Below are 22,684 nucleotides of genomic sequence, written 5' to 3'. Positions count from 1 at the left end.
CACAAATTTCTATGGTCAGGGAAAGGAGTCTATTGCTTATGGATTATAAAAGGTCATTTCGTATCGTTGCATTAAGCCTTGCCGTGCTGATGTTGGTTAACCTGCTTGGAATGAGTCAAGCGTCCGGTCAAGCTAATTCGCAGTTATGGACGGCCTCACAGCAAGGAGTACAAAACCAGGAGCCAAGCTTGATGTTCCATCCGGACGGGGCTGTAACCATAACCGGAATCACGGAAGCGGGCAAGCTGTACGTGGTGGGGAACTTTGCCGCATCGGGTTGGGCTCATTTTATAGAAATGACGGCAGTAAGCTCTTACACCGAGAATGGAACCCGAATGAATGTGTATTCATACACTATCCCGAAAACGGATTTTATCGCGAATAAAGGTGTCGTCGAATATAAATTTTCAACTGCAGATGGAGATTGGAATGCTTCCTACGCCGATCCTCGCAACGTCTCCAGGATCAGCGTAAATTCTGCCATTCACAGCTTAAGCGTTCGGGATTATGCAGGGCATCCGCCTGGAAAAGAAGTGGTCACAGGGCAATCCCTTGACCTGCGGGCGGTTAGAATTCTCGCGGATGGCACACCACTGGATTTCACGGACTATGCTGTCTGGTCGTCCAGCCAGCCGGGTGAGATTTCGGTTGCCGGCGGCAAAGTGCAGGTTGCCGATCACGCGGCGGCTGGAGCGAGCACGGTCATATCGGCCGTGTATGAGGATATCATAACTCAACTTGACCTGAAGGTTGTCGATCGGATTGTGGCCAGCCCAGTCATTAACGGGGACGGAAGCGTGACCTTTAATAACAATACCTATACAGGAAACGAGCTGTATGTCATCGGATCGATGAACGGCTGGTCCCCGGAGCAGAGTGAGGCCATGACGCTGGATGGGGCAGGGGTATTCTCGGCCACGATGGCCTTGGCGCCAGGCTCGTATTCTTATAAATTCAATTCGAGCCGCCTGCAGTGGGCGGATAATTTTGCCGATCCGCTAAATCCTCTCCAGCTTGACGGCAATTCTGTTGTTCATGTTCCCGGCATTCAAATCGGGGTACCGGATACCGTCGCCAAGGGAAGCTCCCTGGAGCTGAAGGCTGCGCTTGTCCAGCCCGATGGGACAACGGAACACGTGTCCCCGCAATGGTCCTTGAAAGAGAGCGGATTGGCCGGGATCTCGATTTCCGGGAGCAGGCTGGTCATCGCGGACGATGCGGCGGGGACTAGTTTTACGATTGTTGCCGAGCATGCGGGAAGCCGCAGCGAGAAGGAGGTTACTGTAGCTTCTGGGCTGTACACCTTCAACTTGCATTACTTCCGTTACGACGGCAAGCAAAACGACTGGAATATGTGGATTTGGCCGGAGGGGAAGGATGGCAGCGGTTATCCATTTACAGGCGTGGATGCTGACGGATTTGCGGTCGGAACGTATTCTTCTGTCTCTCCAAAAATCGGCGTCCTGACGCGGTTGAGCATACCGGGCAATGACTGGAGCGCGCAGGAGATGGACCGCAAGGTGGAAATGCCTGCCGGCCAGACCGCGGTTGATGTGTATATGGTGGAGAACGACCCGAAGGTGTATTTCGCCAAGCCGGATACATCGCCGAAGTTCAGTGCCGTTATGGCCGATAGCCTGGATACATTGATTGCTGAAGCCAGCAGCACAATAGCCGAGGCGGATCTGAGTACGGTTCAGCTGACGGATATTACGAATGGCAGCCGTAAGCTGTCCGTAAGCGCCGCTAAGCTAAACGGCCGTAAGCTTAAAATTACATTGAACGATCCGCAGGAATTCGACGTAACGCATCAATATACACTAGAGACGGCGCACTTAGCACCAACTTTGGTGACGATGCGCAAAATTCTGGACGATCCCTCGTTCTACTACGACGGAGACGACCTTGGGTTAACCTACACGCAATCAGGCAGCACGTTCAAGGTATGGGCGCCTACCGCAGCCAAAGTCAGCGTATCGCTGTACAGCGGCGCTGGTGATTATGACGGGAACGGCCTTGTCACCGATCATGCGGGCGGGTCGGAGCACTTGCTAAACCGTTCAGCAAACGGCGTCTGGTCGGGCTCGCTGTCCGGCGATTTGAAGGGGCTATTTTATATGTACAAGGTCGAGTTTGCGGATGGAACGGTCAATTATGCGGTAGATCCGTATGCGGTGGCCGTGTCAGCGAACGGGCAGCGCAGCGCCATCATTGATCTTCAAGATACGAACCCTGCGGGATGGACGCCAGAGAAGAAGCCGCAGCTGGTGGAGCCTGTCGATGCGGTGCTGTATGAGCTGCATATTCGCGATTTCTCGATCAGTCCGGATTCGGGAATGACGCATAAGGGGAAATACAAAGCTTTTACGGAGAGAGGAGCGAAGACCTCCCAGGGGCTTCCCACGGGGACCGATCACTTAAAAGCGCTTGGAGTCACGCATGTACATCTGCTGCCGGCTTATGACTTCAAGACAGTGAACGAGCTGGCGGTGGACGATCCGTCCTCCGATGCTCCGAAATACAATTGGGGCTACGATCCGCAAAACTATAACGTCCCCGAAGGAGCTTATTCTAGCGATCCCAGCGATCCTGCGGCGAGAATTCGAGAGTTCAAGGAGATGGTGCAGAGTCTGCATGACGAAGGCATCGGGGTCGTGATGGACGTTGTATACAACCATACCTTCTCCATTGAAGACGGTCCTTTCAACAAAATCGTCCCAGGCTATTATTATCGGACGGCGGACGCTGGGACGTATTCCAATGCCACGGGAGTAGGCAATGAAATTGCCTCGGAGCGCCCGATGGTCAGCAAATATATTCGCGAGTCCGTGAAATATTGGGCCGAGGAGTACGCCGTAGACGGCTTCCGGTTCGATCTTATGGGGCTGATCGATATCGATACGATGAAGGACGTGACAAGCCAGCTGCATCAGGAGGTCGACCCCAGCCTGATCGTGTACGGAGAGCCATGGGATATGGGGCCCACGCCGCTGCCGCAGAGCTTGAAGACGATTAAGGGCTCGCAGCGAAATCAAGGCTTTGCGGTGTTTAACGATGATGTCCGCGGCGCGATCAAAGGGGATAGCGACGGCACGGGCAAAGGCTTCGCTACGGGCGAGCCCGGCCAGGAGGCCGCCGTTGTCACCGGAGTTAAGGGAGCGACGGATTCTTTTGCTGCTAAGCCTTCGGAAGCGATCAATTACGTTACCGCTCATGACAATTTGAATCTGTGGGACAAAATCGTCAGAACACAGGGGTTGGACACCGAGCTGGGCATGCTGAGTATTCGAGACGGCGTGCTGGAGGGCGGAGGCAGCGTTGAGGACGCGGTAGCCGCTGCGCAGCCGCATAAGTATGTCGGCACGGGAGAGAACGTGTTCGACAACGAGACGGTAAGACGTTCGCTGCTGGCAAACGGAATTGTGCTTACCTCGCAGGGGGTGCCGTTCCTGCATGCGGGCGATGAGCTGCTGCGCTCCAAGTACGGGGATCATAACAGCTACCGGAGTCCGGATACGGTCAATCAGATCCGCTGGGACAACAAGGATAACTTCAGCCGGGTATTTGATTACTATCAGGGCTTGATCGAGCTGCGGAAGAGCCATCCGGCCTTCCGGATGAACTCGAAGGAAGCCATTGCAAAGCATTTGCAGGTGACGAAAAGCGATGGCAGCATCGTGTCGTTTCAATTGAAGGATCATGCAAACGGTGACACCTGGAACAACATCATCGTCATTTACAATGCCAACAAAACGGCACAGACCGTCAAGCTTCCCGGCGGGTCAGCCTGGAACATCGTTGTCGATGACCGCTCTGCAGGAACGGCAAAACTGGGGGCTCCTGTAAGCGGCAGCGTCCAGGTTGCCGGATTGTCGATGATGGTGCTGTACGACGAAGAGACGCTGTACACGCCGGAGGTGAGCAAAATTGAGCTGACTCCTGCTGCCTTAGGGTTGGAACCAGGCATGAACCGCTCGCTGACGGCCATCGTCCGCGACCAGAAGGGCAACCCCATGGCCGGGGCAGGCCTCGTCTGGAGCACCTCGGATAACAAGATAGCCACCGTGAGCGACAGAGGTCTGATTAGCGCCAAGGCGGAGGGGACGGCAACGATTACCGCCGCGATCGGCCAGATTCAGGCTGCCGCGACGGTGCAGGTTGGCATATTGCAGCCTACAGCACTGACATTAGCTGGGGCGGGCGAGGTTTATGCTACCCAATCAACGGTTGTAAACGCGACGCTGTTGGATCAATTTGGCCAGATTTTGAAAGGCAAGACCTTAGCTTGGAGCAGCTCGGATACGTCCGTCGCAACCGTAAGCGGGACCGGGGAAGTCAAGGGGCTGAAACCGGGAGTCGTTACGATCACCGCGCGGATCGGCGGACTTCAGGCTGAGAAGCAAATCAAAGTTCTGCCTTTTGAAAAGAAAACGGTACAGCTCCGTTATACACGCCCCGATCAGAATTATGCGGACTGGAACCTGTGGATTTGGGGAACCGGCGGTGTGAGCGACGGTCAGGTGAACTTCACGGTCCGGGACGGCGTTGCAGTCGCGAATATCGAGACCGCGCCGGACAGCGGCTCTGTCGGATTTGTTGTCCGCAAAGGCACGGACTGGAGCACGGCGAAGCAGGATATTCCCGATGACCGGAGCATTCCGCTCGGAACCGGACAGACCTTCGTGAAGGTGAATGTGCAGAGTATGGTCATGGAGATTGAAATCGTGCCGGAGGTGAGCGGGCCGGCGTTGAACGAAGGGAACATTATTTTCTATTACCGGGATGACGATCTGTATCGGCAGGATGCCATGCACACGATATCCGCCGTGAAGCTGAATGTGTCTTTGGGGCATGGTACCCATGATGTCCAAAGCTATGAGATGGTCTATGATCCGAAAAATGAATATTTTGTCTATACGCTGAAAAATGTGGAGCAGGGCAAATATTATTACAATTTCACGGTCACGCGCAATGGCCGGGACACCATTGTTGTGGATGACAAAAACCCGCAGCGTGAAGGCGGCCGTTCTGTCATCGAGTTCCTGAAGCCGGAGCTGGATATTCAGGCAGGGATATTCCCGGCCAGCTTGAACGAAGCCATCGCTTACCATGAAAATGCTGTGTTGACGCTGAAGGTAACCGGGGATGAAGGCGTCAAGCTGCGAGAAGCCTATGCGGATTTGCGGCAGCTTGGAGGCGGGGCGAAAGAAGCCATTGACCCGCTGCTGCTCGAACGGACGATCTCCGTGGCCGATCATATAGCAGCTGGTACTAAGACAATCGGGCTTACGGTCATTGATGAATATGGCAACAAGCATCAGGGTCAAGTAGAAATTACAGTGAAAGCGAGAACGGGGAGCTCGCCGCTGGATTTCGATTGGGATGAGGCGAGGATTTATTTTCTCCTGACGGACCGCTTCTATAACGGCGACCCAAGCAATGATAACCCGAATCATATTCCAGGAAGCTATGACCCGTCTCAACCGGAAGCCTATCATGGCGGAGATATCCGGGGTATTATTGAAAAGCTCGATTACCTGGAGAAGCTGGGGATCAATACGATCTGGATTACGCCAATCGTGGATAACATCGATTTTGATGTCCGCTACGGTAAAGATGGGCCGCAATTCGGCTATCACGGTTATTGGGCCAAAAACTTCGAGACGATGGATGAGCATCTTGGCGATATCGACGATTTCAAGGAGTTGATTGACAAGGCTCATGACCGCGGCATGAAAATCATGGTCGACGTGGTGCTGAACCATGCCGGTTACGGCATGAAGCAAGGGGATCAGGGCGCAGGAGTTCCGGGTTATCCGACGGCGGAGGATCAGGAGCGCTTCGCGGGCATGCTGCGCGACGGCGGAACGGACACGGTTCGCGGCGAACTCGCCGGCCTGCCGGACTTTAAGACAGAGGAAGCCGAGGTCAGGAATAAGCTGATCGAATGGCAGGTCGATTGGCTTAGCAAGGCGCGTACTGATCGCGGCGACACGATTGACTATTTTCGCGTGGATACGGTGAAGCATGTCGATGAGACGACATGGATGGCTTTCAAGAATGAGCTGACGAAGACTAAGCCCGATTTCAAACTGATCGGCGAATATTTCGGGGCATCCCCGGGCAATACCGGTGGATTTTTGGGGAACGGCATGATGGATTCATTATTGGATTTTCAATTTAAAGACAAGGCTAGAGATTTCGTGAACGGCCAGATCGACAGCGTGGAATCTTACTTGCAGCTGCGGAACGGATTGCTGACGAGCGACAAGACGTTTGGGCAATTTTTGAGCAGCCACGATGAGAGCGGGTTCCTGTCGCATTATGTGGACGGCGACATCGGCAAGCTGAAGGTGGCGGCAGCGCTGCAGATGACAAGCAAGGGCCAGCCGGTAATCTACTACGGTGAGGAATTGGGGCAATCGGGCGGAACGGCGGGCGACATGGATCTTGGCGAGTTTAACGACAATCGGGATGACATGCCTTGGGGAAAAATAGACGGCCTTGATGCCGCGGCGATGGATATCCACACTCACTACACGAAGCTGCTGCAAATTCGCGCGAAGCATTCGAAGGTGTTCTCCAAAGGAACACGGACGAAGCTCGGCGGATCGGATGCAAGCGGGTATGTTGTATTCTCCAGGACGCTTGGAGAAGAGGCAGTGATTGTGGGGTTGAATACGAGAGCAGAGGAGGCTGCGGCCGAGTTTAAGGTTCCTTTTGCCGCAGGAACGACACTAACGGATGAATACAGCCAGGCCAAGTATAAGGTGGCAAATGGCGGCAAAGTGTCCGTGGTCATTCCTGGCAAGGATCAGGGCGGAACCATTGTGCTGTCTGCTCCAGACAAAGGAAAGCCGCAAGAGCCTGGAAACGGGGATCCTGGCTCTGGGCCATCTCCTTCGACGCCGGGCAGCAGCGGCAGCAGCGGGAGTGGAGCAGGAGATGGTGCCCATAACGACAAGGGTAGCCAAGATAGTGCAGGCCAGCCTGCGGACGTGCAGTTTGTAAGTGATCCGGTTGCGGAGAAGGGTGTAGTCACGATTGAAGCCGAACCGGGCAAACGCATAATCCGGCTGCCCGCAAACGCCACCGCGCTAGACGGCAGCAACGCGCTGAGATTTAAGACGGAACCGTTCACGCTAGACGTGCCAGCCTCTGTCGTGAAGCAGCTGATCGATTTGATTTCGGCAGGCAATCAGAATGATGCAGCGAATGTGGCAGCGGATGGTTCTTTGGTAAGCGCTGTGAATGGAGCTGTGAATGGTACTTTGAATGGTGATTTGGATCGTATTTTGGATGGTGCCCAAATCGTAATCTCGTTCCAGCCTTTAGCGGATGAGGAAGGGCAGAGACTGCTGGCAACCGCCCAGATAGGGCGAGAAAGTGTTGTTCTGAAGGTACAAGGAAAAGTGTATGAAGTGGAGCTGTTTGTTGTGACAGGGGACGGGAAAATGCTGGCTCTCGATAGGTTCACCGCCCCGCTGCATATCCACTTTAATACGGATGATGGATCAGTCGGCTCCATATCAGGACTGCACGGAGTATTGGGCATTTACCGTTTTGCGGATAACGGTCTGCTCCAGTATGCAGGAGCCCGCAGGTCGGGGACAGGATTGTCGGCTGAGCTTAATGCACTTGGGAAGCTTGCGCTCGTAAGCTATAACAAAACGTTCAGCGACGTTCTCCCGGAGCATTGGGCTAATGATGCAGTCAAGCAGCTGGCCGCCCGGCAGATTGTCATGGGTGTGTCGGAGGATGCGTTCGCACCCTCAAAGAGCGTAACGCGAGCGGAATTTACCGCAATGCTGACTAGAGCGTTGGCATCGGAGCAGCAGCTCGAGGCGGAACAGCTTGAGCGGCAAAGATCAGGGCCAGGACAAGGGCAGGAGCAGGAGCAAGGGCAAGGGCAAATGCAGCAGGAGCAACAGCAAATTCACCCAGAGCAGCGGCGTGGACAGCAGCTAGAACTGGAGCAGAAGCAGTCGTCTGGAGTTGAAGCCACGCTGACGCCGCATGAATTGGACCCTACCGCTAACATGAGTTATCGTGACGTTTCCGCCTCCGCATGGTATGCAGATGCAGTTGCGATGGCTAGTGCAGCAGGTATCATTAAGGGCCGCGCGGACGGCACGTTTGGCGGCGACGACGTTATTACCCGCGAGGAAATGGCCGTAATGCTCATTAGAACCTACGACGTGATGAACGATGTCAAGGGCGGGCGCAACGAATACGGCACCGAGGACTCTAGTGCCGCTGATATGAACAATAGCACTGGAGAGGGGCACGATAAGGCCGGGGAATCTCCCCGCTCAGTAGAGGCTGCAATCAAGGACAGCAATAGCGTTGCTCCTTGGGCGCAGCAGGCAGTTCTGGAAGCAGCAGCTTTGGGTATGCTGAATGGCAAGGGGAACGGTCTTTTTGCACCGAAGGAACAGTTAACCCGTGCGGAAAGCGCACAGGTGATATGGAAGCTGCTGCAGCAATATTAAAAGTAATGCAAGAGACCCTTGGAGTGGATTGTTCTGCTCAAGGGTCTTTTCTATATTTATGGAAATTACTACACCACACCAAAGGTTACTCATCGTATGCCAAGTCACTACACCACACCAAATGTTACTCATCGTATGCCAAGTCACTACACCACACCAAATGTTACTCATCGTATGCCAAGTCACTACACCACACCAAATGTTACTTATCGTATGCCAAGTCACTACACCACACCAAATGTTACTCATCGTATGCCAAGTCACTACACCACACCAAATGTTACTCATCGTATGCCAAGTCACTACACCACGCCAAATGTTACCCAATGTACGCCAAGTTACTCCCCGTACTAAATGTTACTCAGTGTATGACAAGTTACTCCCCGTACTAAATGTTACTCAGTGTATGACAAGTTACTCCTCGTACTAATGTTACTCAGTGTATGACAAGTTACTCCCCGTACTAAATGTTACTCAGTGTATGACAAGTCACTATCCCGCACCAAATGTTACTCAGTGTATGACAAGTCACTATCCCGCACCAAATGTTACTCAGTGTATGACAAGTCACTATCCCGCACCAAATGTTACTCAATGGTATGCTATGTCACTTCACTGTACCATTGTTCCTCAACTCAAAGTTTCACCCGGGCATAAGCTTCCCCTGGAGAGTTTGGTTGTATTTCTTTACGGACCGAGAAGCCGTTATTTTGCCTGAAACGTGGTTTTTTGAAAGGTTAACGGACCCTCGTTCCGCTATTGTAGTGAAAAGGCGGCCAAAGGCATGAAAAAAAGCCCAATAAGGGCTTTTAGGTCCGTTAACATCAAAAAAGGGGTAATATATTGCAAATAGCGGAACCTCGGTCCGTTAAAGTCAAAGCGTGCATCTCGACCGACTGCCACAGGCGGTGCCACGCCGCCACGCTCGCCGCCGCGCGGCCTCCACGGCTAGCGCCCCCGCGGGCACGCCCGCCAGCGCCACCGCCGCCGCCAGCGCCAGCGCTGCGGCCCCGCTGGGCGATGCGCGCCTGCTACGCTCTCGTCAAGATCGCATAGCCGTAGGCTGGCAGCTTGACGGAGAGCGTGCCGTGCTGCACCGGCCACTCGCGGCCGTCAAAGGCGTCGACCCATGCCTCGCCAGCGGCTTCGACCTCGATCGTCTGGCCGACGCTGTCGTTGTTCAGCAGCACGAGCACCGATTGCTCGCCTAGGCGGCGCTCATAGGCCAGCTTGCTTCCCTTTGCTTCCGCAACGCGGAAGTGGATGGAGCCGGTGCGAAGCGCTGGCAGATCCTTCCGAATGGCAATGAGCTTCTGGTAGAAGGCGAACAGATTGCGATCCTGCTTGGCAGGGTCCCATTCCATGCATTTGCGGCAGTCGGGATCCTGGTCGCCGTCGAGGCCGATCTCGTCGCCATAGTAGATGCACGGCGTACCGCTGTATGTGAACAGTAAAATCGCGGCCAGCTTCATCAGGTCCTTGTTGCCCTCGCAGAGGGTGAGAAGGCGCGGCGTGTCGTGGCTGTCCAGCAGGTTGAAGGCCACCTCGCTTGCCTGCTGCGGGTAGCGGGACAACTGCTTGCCGATCGCATTCGCATATCCAGCCGAGTCCAAGGAACGGCGGACGATGAAGTCCAGCACCGCCTCGGTGAACGGATAGTTCATGACGGCGTCGAATTGGTCGCCCTGCAGCCAACCGGACGATTCATGCCAAATTTCGCCGAGAATGTACGCGTCCGGGTTGGCTTTTTTCACAACCTTTCTGAAATCCCGCCAGAACTGGTGATCGACCTCATTAGCGACATCCAGACGCCAGCCGTCGATCCCGACCTCCTTGATCCAGTACTCTGCAACGCCCAGCAAATATTCCTTCACCTCGGGGTTCTCCGTATTCAGCTTCGGCATATGCGGCTCAAAGGAAAACGTATCGTAGGTCGGAATCCCATCCTTAACCTGCAGCGGGAATTCGCGGACGACGAACCAATCCTTGTAGCGGGATTGCTCGCCATTCTCCAGGACATCGACGAAAGGGGCAAACGTCTTCCCCGAATGATTGAAGACCGCGTCAAGCAGGACGCGAATACCCCGCTCATGGCATGCCTTGACAAGCTTCTTCAGCGTCTCCGCATCCCCGAAATGGGGATCGACCTTCATGTAATCAGCCGTATCGTATTTATGGTTGGTGGTCGCCTCAAAAATAGGCGTGAAATAAATGGCGTTAATCCCCAGTTCGCTTAAATGATCGAGGTGATCGATGACCCCCTGCAGATCGCCGCCAAAAAAATTATGCCGCTCCGGCTTGCCGCCCCAAGGCAGGACATTAGCCGGATCCAAGCTGGGATCGCCATTGGCGAAGCGCTCGGGAAAAATTTGATAGAACACCGCGTCCTTCACCCATTCCGGTACGGTAAATATATCCGCCGGATTGATGTAAGGGTAATCGAACAGCCGATCCGGAACGGCCGGACGCTCCTGCGAGAACTCGCTTTCTGTCATCCAGATTTGCTCCTCGCCCTTTTGCAGCAGGAACCCGTATTTCAATCGGCGGTATGGCGGCTTTACGACGCAAGCCCAGTAGTCGAACAACTCGTCGGAGGCCATTTTGGACATCGGAATCAATTCTTTGCTTTGATCCCATATGTATTTGTCGCCGGTAAAGGCATAGACATGGGTAAGGTCATCTTTTTTGGCCCGGAGGCGAAGGTGGATCGTCTCCCGATCGTAGGCATAGGACCAGTTCAGTTTGGGACGGTGATAGACAGCTTCGAGCAGCATGCAAGATTCCTCCTAAACAATGAGTGATATGAGTACAGAAATCGCACGGAATGATTGGCTTAAGTATGGATCGAAATACGGCAATTCTATACTCGCAGGCGGATGACTCTCCTATCAAGCTGGTTTATGGATGAGTAACGTGAAGGCGGAGCAGGTAAAAAAGGCACATCAAGGCTAACAAGCAGCAGCCGAGGATGTACCTTAACGATAACAGCGCCTTCAGTTTGTATGCGTAAAATGCAGCACCAGCAAAGAGTTAACCGCATTCATGGTGGATTATAGCATTGTTCAAACCATTGCACAAGTCGGAAAATCAACGCCTAAAATTTAGAAAACAATTCTGCTGATTATAACGCGTAATAAACCCAAGAAACCGCAATATACATAGATTTATAGACTAACCAGGCCAGGATGCAGCTCCGGACAAGTTGGATAATTTTAAGATTTAATGTGAAAACGCGAGATATTGGAAGTTATTTAGATTAAATAGAAGGTTATATGACATAAACGACAAGTGCAAACGTTTTTACATGAGAATTGATGTGTTGTATGATGTGGGCGAGGATAAAGCGCTTTCTAGGTGGGGATTTGGTCAGGATTTCAAAATTATACATACCAAACAACCAGGATGATCGCATTTTTTGAAATCGTTTGCGCAATTTCCGCATTTGTAAGCGTAATAATTTTTAGGAGGGGTTAGCTTTATGAATTTCAAAAGGTCATTTAGAAAAGCGCTGCTGCTGGTCGCTGTACTGACTCTGACAGCTTCCATGACCGCCTGCGGCACTAAGAGCAATACTGGCGGGGGTGAAGGCCCGAATACTCCGGCGCCGTCAAATGCAGTAAATAACAAAGAAAATAATACCGCGGTACAGGACGGAGACCTGGTGCCGGAGGAAGGGGCGGAGCTCCTGGTTTGGGAGAGTAGAGAAGAGGTTCCCTTTACTGAGGAAATCGCCAGACAGTTCGAGGAGAAGTACGGCGTTAAGGTGAAAATTGAAGAAGTAGCCACTACTGATCAAGTGGGTAAATTAACGACGGACGGACCTTCGGGATTAGGTGCGGACGTGATCATCATTCCGCATGACCATCTGGGGAACGCTGCGGCATCGGGATTGATTCTGGCCAATGACGTCTTTGCAGAGGAGACGAAGAAGAACAATACCGAAGCTTCGATTATCGGCGCTACCTTCGAGGGAACGCTTTACGGTTATCCGAGAGCGGCTGAAACGACAGCTCTTTTCTACAATAAATCACTCGTTCCTGAAGCGCCAAAGTCCTTTGAGGATTTGATTGAATTCGGCAAAACGTTCACGGATAAATCCAAAAAGAAATATGCCCTGATGTGGGAAGCTGGAAATATGTACTTCAACTATCCGTTTATCGCTAGCGGAGGCGGTTACCTCTATGGCGACAACGGCACGAATAAGGACGATATTGGCCTTGCCCATGAAGGCGTAGCCGAGAGTATGAAGGTGTATCAAAGCCTGGCCGAAATATTGCCGATCAAGAGCGGAGACATTAACCCGGATATCAAACGCGGCCTGTTCGGTGCAGGCGATGTAGCCATGGATATCAACGGGCCATGGGAGGTTGCCGGTTACAAAGATGCTCTTGGCGACAACCTGGCGATTGCTCCGGTACCTACAGTGAATGGCAAACCGGCAATTACCTTCTCGGGCATTAAAATCTACACCGTAAGCTCCTTTGCGAAATATCCGAATGCGGCTAAATTGTACGCGCAGTTTGCAACGACCAAAGAAGCTCAGCTGCTGCTGAATGAGAAGATCGGCTCGGTGCCTACGAATCTGGAAGCGCTGGAGACCGACCAAATCAAGAACGATCCGATCGTATCCGGTTTCGCCGAGCAGGCTAAAAACTCGGAGCCGATGCCTTCCATTCCGGAAATGGCCAACGTATGGGCGCCTGTAAATGCCGCCATGGCCGACATTTGGGACAATAAAACCGACCCTAAGGCTGCCATGGAGAAAGCGATCACGCAAATCAAAGATCTGAACAACGGACTGGCTGCGGAGTAATTACAGGGCCTACAACGGAAATGAATTCACCCGTCGCGGTCTGCGGCGGGTAATTCCTTTGATGATCAAGGGAGAGGAGAAGGAGGAGAAATGAGCCGACACCGCACACGGGCAACAGTACTGTCGTCACTCTTGATGGGCCTTGGCCAAATCTATAACAAACAATATATGAAGGGCGCGCTAATGATGGCGTTCGAAGCTGCGTCCGTCATGTATTTTATCCTTAACCTGGGATATGCGTTTTGGGGAATCGTCACTCTGGGCGAAACGCCGCGAACCGCTGCAAATATGCAGCCCGGGCAATATGATCACTCCATCTTTATATTGATTCAAAGCTTGATTACGCTTCTGTATCTCATCGTATTCCTCGTCGTATATTACTTCAACATTCGGGACGCGAGAAAGATAGGCGCGCAGCGCGATGAAGGCAGACCGGTTCATAACTTCCGGCAATCGGTCCGTTATGTTCTCGATTATAAATTTGCGCAGGCGTTCCTGAGTATTCCCGCAATGGGTATACTGTTCTTCACGATCATGCCGATCATCTTCATGGTCATGATCGCCTTTACGAACTATTCCGCGCCAAACCACATACCGCCAGGGAAGTTGGTCGATTGGGTAGGCTTCGAAACGTTCAAAAACCTGCTTGCCCTCAAAACCTGGAGCCATACCTTTTACGGCGTGCTGACCTGGACGATCATCTGGGCGATTTTATCCACGGTGACGACTTATTTCGGCGGCCTGCTTGTTGCACTCCTGATTAATCAGAAGGGCATTCGTTTCAAAGGCTTCTGGAGAACGATTCTGATCCTGCCGTACGCGATTCCGCAGCTGATTTCACTGCTGGTGATGAGAAACATGTTTAACGGCGAGTTCGGCCCGATTAATCAGTATCTCGGTTATTTCGGACTATCCGGATTGCCATGGCTTACGGACCCGTTCTGGGCTAAGGTAACAGTGATCATTGTCAATATGTGGGTCGGTATTCCGGTATCGATGCTCTTGATCATGGGCGTGCTGACAACGATCCCGCGCGATATGTACGAAGCCGCCGAGGTGGATGGTGCGAGCGGTTATCAAAAATTCCGCATCATCACTTTGCCGATGATCCTGTTTACGACGGCTCCCACACTGATTGCGCAGTTTGCCGGAAACATCAATAACTTTAATATGATTTTCCTGCTAACGGGAGGAGATCCGGTCAAAGGGGATTACCAATATGCGGGTGCTACCGATTTGCTCGTTACCTGGCTCTATAAATTGACTTTGAACCAGAACAGATACAATATGGCTTCCGCAGTCGGCATTATCATATTCCTGATCATCGCCTCATTTTCGATCTATAACTATCGCAGAACGAAATCGTTTAAAGAGGAGGACATGATCCAATGAGCAGGCGTAAAATACGTAATTACATACGATTGACGGCTAGTTATATCACGCTGGCGATCCTGGCCATCTGCGCCATTTATCCCGCCCTCTGGATCGTGTTCGGCTCGCTGCGTCCAGGGACATCGCTCTACAGCAAAACCTTGCTGCCAGAGACCCTTACCCTGAAGCATTATGTTGAGTTATTCAACTCCAGGACGATTCTGTTCCCGCAATGGTACATGAATACGCTGAAGGTATCCGTATTCTCCATGCTGCTCGGTGTAACGCTGACGCTGCTAACGAGCTATGCCGTATCGCGCTTTCGTTTTAAAGGGCGGCAAAATGCGCTATCCGTTATTTTGGTACTCGGGATGTTCCCGGGCTTTATGAGCATGATTGCCATTTTTCTGCTGCTGAAGGAAATGCAGCTGCTCGATACGCATCTGGCTCTGATTCTGGTATATGCGGCAGGGGCTCCGCTAGGGATGACGCTGATTGCCAAGGGCTTCTTCGACACCATTCCGCGTTCGCTTGATGAGGCCGCCCGGATTGATGGTGCAAGCAACTTCCGGATATTTACATCGATTATCCTGCCGCTTTCCAAGCCGATTTTGACTTATATGGCCCTGCTGCAGTTTGTCGGTCCATGGGTGGACTTTATTTTTGCCAGACTGATATTGCGGAGCAAGGATAAATGGACGGTCGCCGTCGGGATGTGGGATATGGTTCAGGCCAATCAGAACTCGAACTTTACTATGTTCGCTGCCGGAGCGGTGCTCATTGCCGTGCCGATTACGATTCTGTTCATGTTCATGCAGCGGCTGCTTGTGGACGGACTTACTTCAGGGGCCAGCAAAGGCTGATGCTGCCGTTACGGTGCGAGAATAGCATATATATCAGACAGAAGGTATAGACTCGTTTATTTGGAGACTATACCTTTTTTGAGAATCCGAATGGATATGAGTTTTCGAAGTGTGTTCTTTATGAAAGGGTGACAACATCATGAAGCGTGGGGGCCGGATTCAGCTTGAGTCGGTAGGCGTGAAAATATTTATCGTTGTATTTGCTGCAGTTGTGATTGTATCCGCCGTGCTTGGCATTAGTTCTTATCTAATGTCTAAACAGATTATCCGGGGGCAAGTAGGGCTCGCGTCGTCGCAAGCGATCGAGCAGGCAGCGGACAAGCTGGACTTTTTATTTGCGGAGTATGAAGCGATCTCGCGGCAGCTTGCCGTCGACCAAGTGCTGCGGGCGGATTTGGAGACCGTCACCAATCAGAATGTTGACATTGTCAGGAAGACCGAGGCGGAGACGCGGATTCGCAATAAGCTGGACGCCATGCGGGGATCGGACGAACGCCTGGTAGGCATCAGGCTGATTTCGCCGGGGGATTTCTCGAATACATATGCCAGCTCAGGCGCCAGTCCACCGAGCAACGAGGATGCGGTGCAGACAAAGATTAAGGCGATACAGGATGCGCAAGGAAAGCCGCTATGGATTCCCGGACAGAAACAGGGCTTCTTCGAGACTTTCGCGAAGCCGTCGGTGACGATGGGGAGGATGCTGCAAAACTTGAAGCACCCGGAGGCGGAATACATACTGCTCATTGAAATTAAAGATGAGGCCTTGAGGCATACCCTTTCCAATTTAAAAATGGGCCGCTCCGGCGAGGTCCGCATTCTAACCGCCGACAACGTTATCGTTCATGCAGCGGATCCGGAGCTCATCGAGACAACATCCGATGTCGGCCTGGATGAACGGCAGCTGCAGATCGGGGAGGCCTCCTTTACAATGGAGGATGCTAACGGAGTTAAGCAGCTGGTGGTGTACAGGCAGCTCCAATCCGTGGATTGGCGTATCGTCGGGTACGCCCCGGAAAGCGACTTTCTCAGTGCAGCGGACAAGCTGATCTGGGTGATGGTGTTTGTTTTATGCTTTGCCGTATTGGTTGCTTTGGCTATCGGGTATTATTTGTTCCGGATGGTCGGCAAACCGCTCATGAAGCTGTGCCGTTTAATGGAGGAAGGGGAGCGGGGCAACCTGCGGGTACGGACGAACTTCAAGAGCCGGGGCGAAATCGGTCAGCTGGGACAGAGCTTCAATAGGATGCTGGAGCAAATTTCACTGCTGGTCGAACGGACGAATACGTCTGCGGAAGAGCTTTTAATCAATGCGGAACACTTGGCAAAGGCTTCAAGGGATACATCCCAATTTGCCGGAGAAATCGCTTCGGCTACGGGAGAGATCGCTGCCGGTGCAGCGAATTTGGCGGTGGAGGCCGAGAAGGGGGTGGATATTGCCGGCGAAATCGGGCAGCAGATGGATTACGTCATGAGCCTGAACGCGTCCATGGACGCATCCGCCGGAAGAGTCAGCGAAGTCAGCCGAAAGGGTCGGGAATATATGGACAATCTCGTCGAAAAGACGGAATCGGTCACCCGAATGACCGGGCTGATCGAAGAGAATTCTGCGAAGCTGAGCCAGAGCACCCATTCGATCCGGAGCATACTTGCGCCGATGGTGGAAATGACGAAGCAGACAAACATTCTCTCCCTGAACGCATCCATTGAAGCTTCCAGAGCTGGTGCGGCAGGCAAGGGCTTCGTGGTCATCGCCGAGGAAATCCGCAAGCTGGCGGCAGAGTCCAATGAAGCCATTCAGACCGTGTCGGCTATGACGGAGGAAATTCAGACAGCGATTGAGAATACGGTCAACGTCTTGATGCAGGTGACCCCCATGTTTGGTGAGCAGCTGCTGTCGGTGAAGGATGCCTCGTCGATTTTTCTGGATGTAGCGCAGGAAATGGAGCGGTTCGTGACCGATATCCAGAGTTCTTCAGCCTCCGTGCATGAGCTAAGGTCATCTCAGCAGGTGCTGTCCGAATTCATTGCCAGCGTAAGCTCTGTCGTTCAGCAAACGACAGCATCTACGGAAGAGGTCGCGTCCATGTCCTCGGAGCAGTTCAAAATCAGCGAGGAACTCGTCGAGCTGTCCAATCGGTTAGAGGGGTTATCGGAAACGCTGAAACAATCGCTGAGTTCTTTTCAGATAGATTCTATGTAGCGGTCCAATTACCGTTTTGTTGTATCAGGTCAGGCAATTCGTTGCCTGGCCTTTTTGCTGAAAGAATAAGCGAGTACGGGGCTGTTGAGATGATTCGAATGGGCTTCGCATATAATGATGTGTCAGGCTCTTCCGGACTGGTTAAAACGTTGGAAAGGCACGGCCCTTCAATGAAATGGATGCCATTCCCAATTATTTCTTGAATCGGACCAGTCCCTCCATGAGATATTAACCGTGAATTGGTTGCGCAATAATCGCTTTACAGAGGAGGGAATAAGTGGGGGATATGGCTTGTTCCACAAAGGAAATATGAGAGAAAATAGACTGTAATTTTATAATAAATTAATCCTACCCATTTAGTTGAGTTTATGATAATATTACGTCTGTAAATGAAACTTAATACTGACAACCAGTGGTCAAATATTAAGTGAAAAGGGGAGTTTAACCATGGAAACTTTGCAAATCATACTTAATATAGCGGTTATGCTCGTATTGCTAGGTCTTCTCTTCTGGATGCAGAAGAAACATATCTCTTTCACAAAACGGGTGTTCACCGGGCTGGGGCTGGGCATTCTGTTCGGTGTTGCGCTGCAGTTGATCTTTCCATCCGGTTCCCCGGTCATCGGCAAATCGGCAGACTGGTTCAATATTGTTGGCCGCGGATACGTCGGTCTGCTGCAAATGGTCGTTATTCCGCTGATCATGGTATCGATCATTTCCGCCATTATGAAGCTGAAGGGGAAGCAGAATCTCGGCAAAATCAGCGGACTGATTATCGCCGTATTGCTGATCACGACGGCGATCGCCGCATCGGTCAGTATCGTTACTACACTCAGCTTCGATTTGAAGGCGCTGGAGATTCCGGCGGGAGACCGTGAAATTGAACAAGGCGCGAAGCTGGAGCAGCGTCTTGGGGATGTGGCGGACAAGACGATTCCACAGCAAATTCTCGATTTCATTCCGAAAAATCCTTTTGCCGACATGACGGGAGCACGCAGTACATCTACGCTTGCGGTCGTTATTTTCTCAGCGTTTATCGGAGTGGCGGTGTTGGGGCTGGACCGGAAGAAACCGGAGCAAGCGGAGATGTTCCGCAAGATGGTGGATGCAGTGTATGCCGTCGTCATGCGCATTGTTACGCTGGTACTCAGGCTGACGCCTTATGGGATCCTGGCACTCATTACGAATACAGTAGCTACGACGAATCCACAGGAGATTCTGAAGCTGATTAAATTCGTCGGAGCATCTTATGTGGCTCTGATCGTTATGTTCATCATTCATCTTATCCTGCTCGCTATCTTCGGATACAATCCGGTGCAATATGTTAGAAAAGTACTGCCAACGCTCGTGTTCGCCTTTACTTCGCGTTCGAGCGCGGCGACGATTCCTTTGAACGTCGAGACGCAAACGAAGCGGCTGGGCGTGCCTGACGGCATTGCCAACCTGTCGGCTTCCTTCGGGGCGACGATTGGCCAGAACGGCTGCGCCGGCATTTATCCGGCCATGCTGGCCGTTATGATCGCACCAACGGTAGGCATTAATCCGGCAAGCTGGGATTTCATTCTTACGCTGATCCTTGTCGTTATGATCAGTTCCTTCGGTGTAGCAGGCGTTGGCGGTGGGGCGACCTTCGCATCCTTGATCGTCCTGTCGACGATGAACCTGCCGGTGGCTCTGGCTGGGCTTCTGATCTCCGTCGAACCGCTGATCGACATGGGACGCACGGCGCTGAACGTGAATGACTCCATTGCGGCCGGCGTCATTACCGGCAAAGTGCTTGGCGAGAACGATCTGGAGGTCTTCAAACGCAATGTCGATATTGATGTTGCCCAAGCATAATGGCTTGACTGGATAAGAATTATTGAATTTAGATAAGGCAGCCTGGGGATAATCTCCTCAGGCTGTTTTTTTATGAACAAGCCAAAGAGAAACAGGAAGAAATTAACTGTGAAATCGGCTTGATTTTGGTATTCTTGAAAATAAGGGTAAATGGAGAGAACGTTATCTTATTGCTTGCTAAGTATTTGCACAATAGGGTTTTAATTCTTGATACTTTTTGCCTGGAACGCCGTATATAATATTATCATTGCGGAAAGGTGGTGTATCGGTAGATGCATGCATGGGTTATTTGGCTGATTGCCGCCGGAATATTGTTAGTGCTTGAAATGATGACCTTGACCTTTTATCTCCTTTGGATAAGTGTCGGGGCGGGGGCGGCTGCTTTGGTTGCCTGGATTGCCCCGGATGCTTTCTTGCTCCAGGTCATCACAGGCTGTGTTATCGCCCTCGTGCTGACGGCATTTACGAAACCGCTGGCGAAGAGACTGCGGGCGTCCAAAGGTTATGAGGATGCCGGTACGGAACTTGTGGGGAAACAGGGAGTCGTGGTGGAAGCGATTGAACCGGGCCAATATGGCATCGTAAAAATCGGTGGAGATACGTGGAGCGCCACATCTACACAGCAGATTGGCAAGGATGAGCTGGTACGGGTAATGAAACGCGGAAGCAGCATAATTGAAGTAGAACGATGGGAGGAATTCATTTAATGGAATGGGCGATTATTGTAGTTATTGCCGTCGTCGTATTTGTCTTTATTTCACTTACAGTCAAAATCGTGCCTCAACAACGCGTGGGAGTCGTGGAGCGGCTCGGTAGATTCCACCGCTTGCTGACGCCGGGTCTCAACATTCTGATCCCGGTCATCGACCATGTTCGGATCTATCACGACCTGCGGATCCAACAGGCCAACGTGCCTCCGCAAACCGTGATTACGAAAGACAACGTACAGGTACAAATCGATACGATCATTTTCTATCAGGTCGTCGGACCGGAGCAAGCGACGTACGGCATTTCTGATTATGTATACGGCGTGCGCAACATCACGACGGCAACGATGCGTCAAATCATCGGTAAGATGGAGCTCGACGAGACGCTGTCTGGACGGGAGAAGATCTCCTCGGATATCCGGATTGCCCTTGACGAAGCAACCGAGAAGTGGGGCGTGCGCATCGAACGCGTAGAGGTTATCGATATTAAGCCTCCGCTGGATATTCAGGATGCGATGGATAAGCAAATGAAGGCTGAGCGGAACAAGCGTGCGATTGTTCTCGAGGCGGAAGCGGCGAAGCAAGACATGATTCTTCGCGCTGAAGGGGATAAGCAAAGTAAGATCCTCAAAGCCGAGGGTGACAAGGAAGCGCGTATCCGCGAAGCGGAAGGTTTCCGTCAAGCTCAAGAGCTGGAAGCACTCGGGGAAGCCAAGGCGATTGAAGCGGTTGCCGCAGCCGAGAAGTCCAGAATACAGATGCTGCGTGAAGCTGGCCTGGATGAGCAGGTGCTTGCATACCGTTCCTTCGAGGCATTAACCGAAGTGTCCAAAGGACCTGCGAACAAAGTGTTCATTCCTTCGAATGCGATCGAAACGCTGGGCAGCATTGGCGCGATCGGCGAAATGTTCAAGAACAAAGAAGGCAAGAAATAATCGTTGCCTAAATTATAAGGGAAGGGGCTGTCCCAGAGTCATCATAGATGACGGAGGGGCGCCCCTTTTTTTAGAAAGCTGTGCGTTTCACTGGAATCCATTTCTCCTTGCCTGTATCCCGTTCTATAGCTTATCTTATATAAGCTTACGGACTCGAACGTTAAGCTGTCGAACACTAAGCTTCCGAACATTAAGCTGCCAAAGACTAAGCTGCCGCAAACTAAATGGAATTCATGTATCTAATTATGCTCTAAACGAATGTTTCAGGGAATTAGATGGATTTTATGCACTTAAAATCAAGAATCCGGCCTACGATGGACAGTTCCCTTCTTCTAACGACATGATATCCATTTAAATTTACTTTCCTTTCGTTGCCGCAGAATCTAACTACCATAAATCCATTTACAACGAGAAAATCCGCGATTCATGCTTGGCCGATTCAGCTCGGCGTAAATAGGTAGGGAGCGTTAGTCACATTAAGGGCAACCGGTCATTCCGCAAATGAGAATGTAATTTTTTTAAGAACATTACATTAATATCAAATTGATAATTATCAGCAAGGATAAGGACTAACTCTTCAACTACATGCAGTGCATTCGCGTAGGCATGATATAAATCTTCTTTATCTAACCTTGAGGTCATTGAAGCATACTCTCCATACGCCTTTTCTGAAAGATCAGCTTCTAAGTTTTTTGTAGCGTTAAGCCAGCGCTCTACGTTCTTTTCGCGAATCCTGATTAATTGTAAAACGTACTTTTGAACATATGTCAGGCATTCCAGCGAACGTGCTGTTTCCCCTCTTTTTAAAACATTGGTGCCCATGATCCATGCATTTACAAAGTTATTAAAAGCAAAATTGACATTTTCATTTGTCATTCTCTCTGGCCCGTCACCCTTTAGATCATCTAAACATGCTTTTAATTTGCCTGTAGTATCATAAATAAACATGGATTCCGTGTCAGGGAACACACCTGTCTCTTTAAATGTCTTAATAACTTCAATCTCAGATTCAGGCTGGAAATGAAACTCCCCTCTAATTAAATTGGAAAACACGACAACCTCAGTTCCAAATTCATTAAAAAAGAGTAGATCATAAGGGGCAATATCTTTCATCCAGTCAGAAGACTCAAACTGCCCAATCTCCGTACTTTTTAAATAGACATAGAACTCAACATCCGAGTATTTGTCCCCTTCACCTTTTGTAAACGATCCATACATCATACACGCAGAAATACGAGGATCACTCTCACACTTTTCTTTAACTACATTAATTAATTTTTCCTGGAATAGCATATACAAAATAACCTCCCAATTATTTTAGAAATTTAAAGGGAATTTTGCATATCTACTACTGGGCAACATGAGCAGCACATATCTAATGCTCCTTTCATTAACATCCCATTTATCATATCAAATTTATGAATATGCCGACAATTAGGCGAGAAAAGAGGATATATGCTCATG

Annotated in this window: 10 protein-coding genes; 8 read left to right on the top strand and 2 right to left on the bottom strand. The window is 51.3% G+C overall.

All coding sequences use genetic code 11. From position 1 onward, the window contains the following. Nucleotides 1-38: 38 nt before the first annotated feature. Nucleotides 39-8,492, top strand: coding sequence for a type I pullulanase (pulA, locus tag GNP95_RS22035; protein ID WP_196427284.1), 8,454 nt, complete (start codon nucleotides 39-41; stop codon nucleotides 8,490-8,492). A 1,031-nt stretch (nucleotides 8,493-9,523) separates the two neighbouring features. Here the strand turns inward: pulA and GNP95_RS22025 are convergent. Further along, the gene (locus GNP95_RS22025; protein ID WP_155612990.1) at nucleotides 9,524-11,266 is read right to left on the bottom strand and encodes an alpha-glycosidase; all 1,743 of its coding nucleotides are present in this window, start codon (nucleotides 11,264-11,266) and stop codon (nucleotides 9,524-9,526) included. 704 nt (nucleotides 11,267-11,970) lie between these two features. Between GNP95_RS22025 and GNP95_RS22020 the strand changes: the two genes are divergently transcribed. The 7 genes from GNP95_RS22020 to GNP95_RS21990 all read left to right on the top strand — a co-directional run bounded on the left by GNP95_RS22020 (nucleotide 11,971) and on the right by GNP95_RS21990 (nucleotide 21,220). Beyond that, nucleotides 11,971-13,305 carry a sugar ABC transporter substrate-binding protein gene (locus GNP95_RS22020; protein ID WP_155612989.1) on the top strand — a complete coding sequence of 445 codons (1,335 nt, stop codon included), beginning with the start codon at nucleotides 11,971-11,973 and terminating at the stop codon, nucleotides 13,303-13,305. Nucleotides 13,306-13,395: 90 nt separating this feature from the next. Further along, on the top strand, nucleotides 13,396-14,697 hold the full coding sequence (locus GNP95_RS22015) for a sugar ABC transporter permease (protein WP_155612988.1): 1,302 nt from the start codon (nucleotides 13,396-13,398) through the stop codon (nucleotides 14,695-14,697). After that, nucleotides 14,694-15,539 (top strand): sugar ABC transporter permease, encoded by an 846-nt coding sequence (locus GNP95_RS22010; protein ID WP_155612987.1) that lies wholly within the window; start codon nucleotides 14,694-14,696, stop codon nucleotides 15,537-15,539. The genes GNP95_RS22015 and GNP95_RS22010 overlap by 4 nt, the downstream gene beginning before the upstream one ends. A gap of 139 nt (nucleotides 15,540-15,678) precedes the next feature. After that, complete coding sequence (locus GNP95_RS22005; RefSeq protein WP_155612986.1) at nucleotides 15,679-17,739, top strand: methyl-accepting chemotaxis protein; 2,061 nt, start codon at nucleotides 15,679-15,681, stop codon at nucleotides 17,737-17,739. Between the two features lie 447 nt (nucleotides 17,740-18,186). Next, complete coding sequence (locus GNP95_RS22000) at nucleotides 18,187-19,578, top strand: L-cystine transporter (protein ID WP_155612985.1); 1,392 nt, start codon at nucleotides 18,187-18,189, stop codon at nucleotides 19,576-19,578. 272 nt (nucleotides 19,579-19,850) lie between these two features. Then, nucleotides 19,851-20,285: an NfeD family protein gene (locus GNP95_RS21995; protein WP_155612984.1), complete on the top strand. Its 435-nt coding sequence runs from the start codon at nucleotides 19,851-19,853 to the stop codon at nucleotides 20,283-20,285. Further along, nucleotides 20,285-21,220, top strand: coding sequence for an SPFH domain-containing protein (locus GNP95_RS21990; protein ID WP_155612983.1), 936 nt, complete (start codon nucleotides 20,285-20,287; stop codon nucleotides 21,218-21,220). The genes GNP95_RS21995 and GNP95_RS21990 overlap by 1 nt, the downstream gene beginning before the upstream one ends. Before the next feature lie 471 nt (nucleotides 21,221-21,691). Here GNP95_RS21990 and GNP95_RS21985 read toward each other — a convergent pair whose 3' ends face one another. Continuing rightward, complete coding sequence (locus GNP95_RS21985) at nucleotides 21,692-22,513, bottom strand: nucleotidyltransferase (RefSeq protein ID WP_155612982.1); 822 nt, start codon at nucleotides 22,511-22,513, stop codon at nucleotides 21,692-21,694. Between the last annotated feature and the right edge of the window lie 171 nt (nucleotides 22,514-22,684).

This window comes from Paenibacillus woosongensis (assembly GCF_009725165.1).
GTDB lineage: Bacteria > Bacillota > Bacilli > Paenibacillales > Paenibacillaceae > Fontibacillus > Fontibacillus woosongensis.
Note: the sequence above shows the minus strand (reverse complement) of the source record. Positions and strands in the feature narration are given on the sequence as shown.

Excerpts from the sequence above, each read along its gene's own strand:
- GNP95_RS21990 (WP_155612983.1), top strand. The coding sequence starts at position 20,285 with ATGGAATGGGCGATTATTGTAGTTATTGCCGTCGTCGTATTTGTCTTT.
- GNP95_RS22015 (WP_155612988.1), top strand. The coding sequence starts at position 13,396 with ATGAGCCGACACCGCACACGGGCAACAGTACTGTCGTCACTCTTGATG.
- GNP95_RS21995 (WP_155612984.1), top strand. The coding sequence starts at position 19,851 with ATGCATGCATGGGTTATTTGGCTGATTGCCGCCGGAATATTGTTAGTG.
- GNP95_RS21985 (WP_155612982.1), bottom strand. The coding sequence starts at position 22,513 with ATGCTATTCCAGGAAAAATTAATTAATGTAGTTAAAGAAAAGTGTGAG.
- GNP95_RS22020 (WP_155612989.1), top strand. The coding sequence starts at position 11,971 with ATGAATTTCAAAAGGTCATTTAGAAAAGCGCTGCTGCTGGTCGCTGTA.
- GNP95_RS22005 (WP_155612986.1), top strand. The coding sequence starts at position 15,679 with ATGAAGCGTGGGGGCCGGATTCAGCTTGAGTCGGTAGGCGTGAAAATA.
- GNP95_RS22000 (WP_155612985.1), top strand. The coding sequence starts at position 18,187 with ATGGAAACTTTGCAAATCATACTTAATATAGCGGTTATGCTCGTATTG.
- pulA (WP_196427284.1), top strand. The coding sequence starts at position 39 with ATGGATTATAAAAGGTCATTTCGTATCGTTGCATTAAGCCTTGCCGTG.
- GNP95_RS22010 (WP_155612987.1), top strand. The coding sequence starts at position 14,694 with ATGAGCAGGCGTAAAATACGTAATTACATACGATTGACGGCTAGTTAT.
- GNP95_RS22025 (WP_155612990.1), bottom strand. The coding sequence starts at position 11,266 with ATGCTGCTCGAAGCTGTCTATCACCGTCCCAAACTGAACTGGTCCTAT.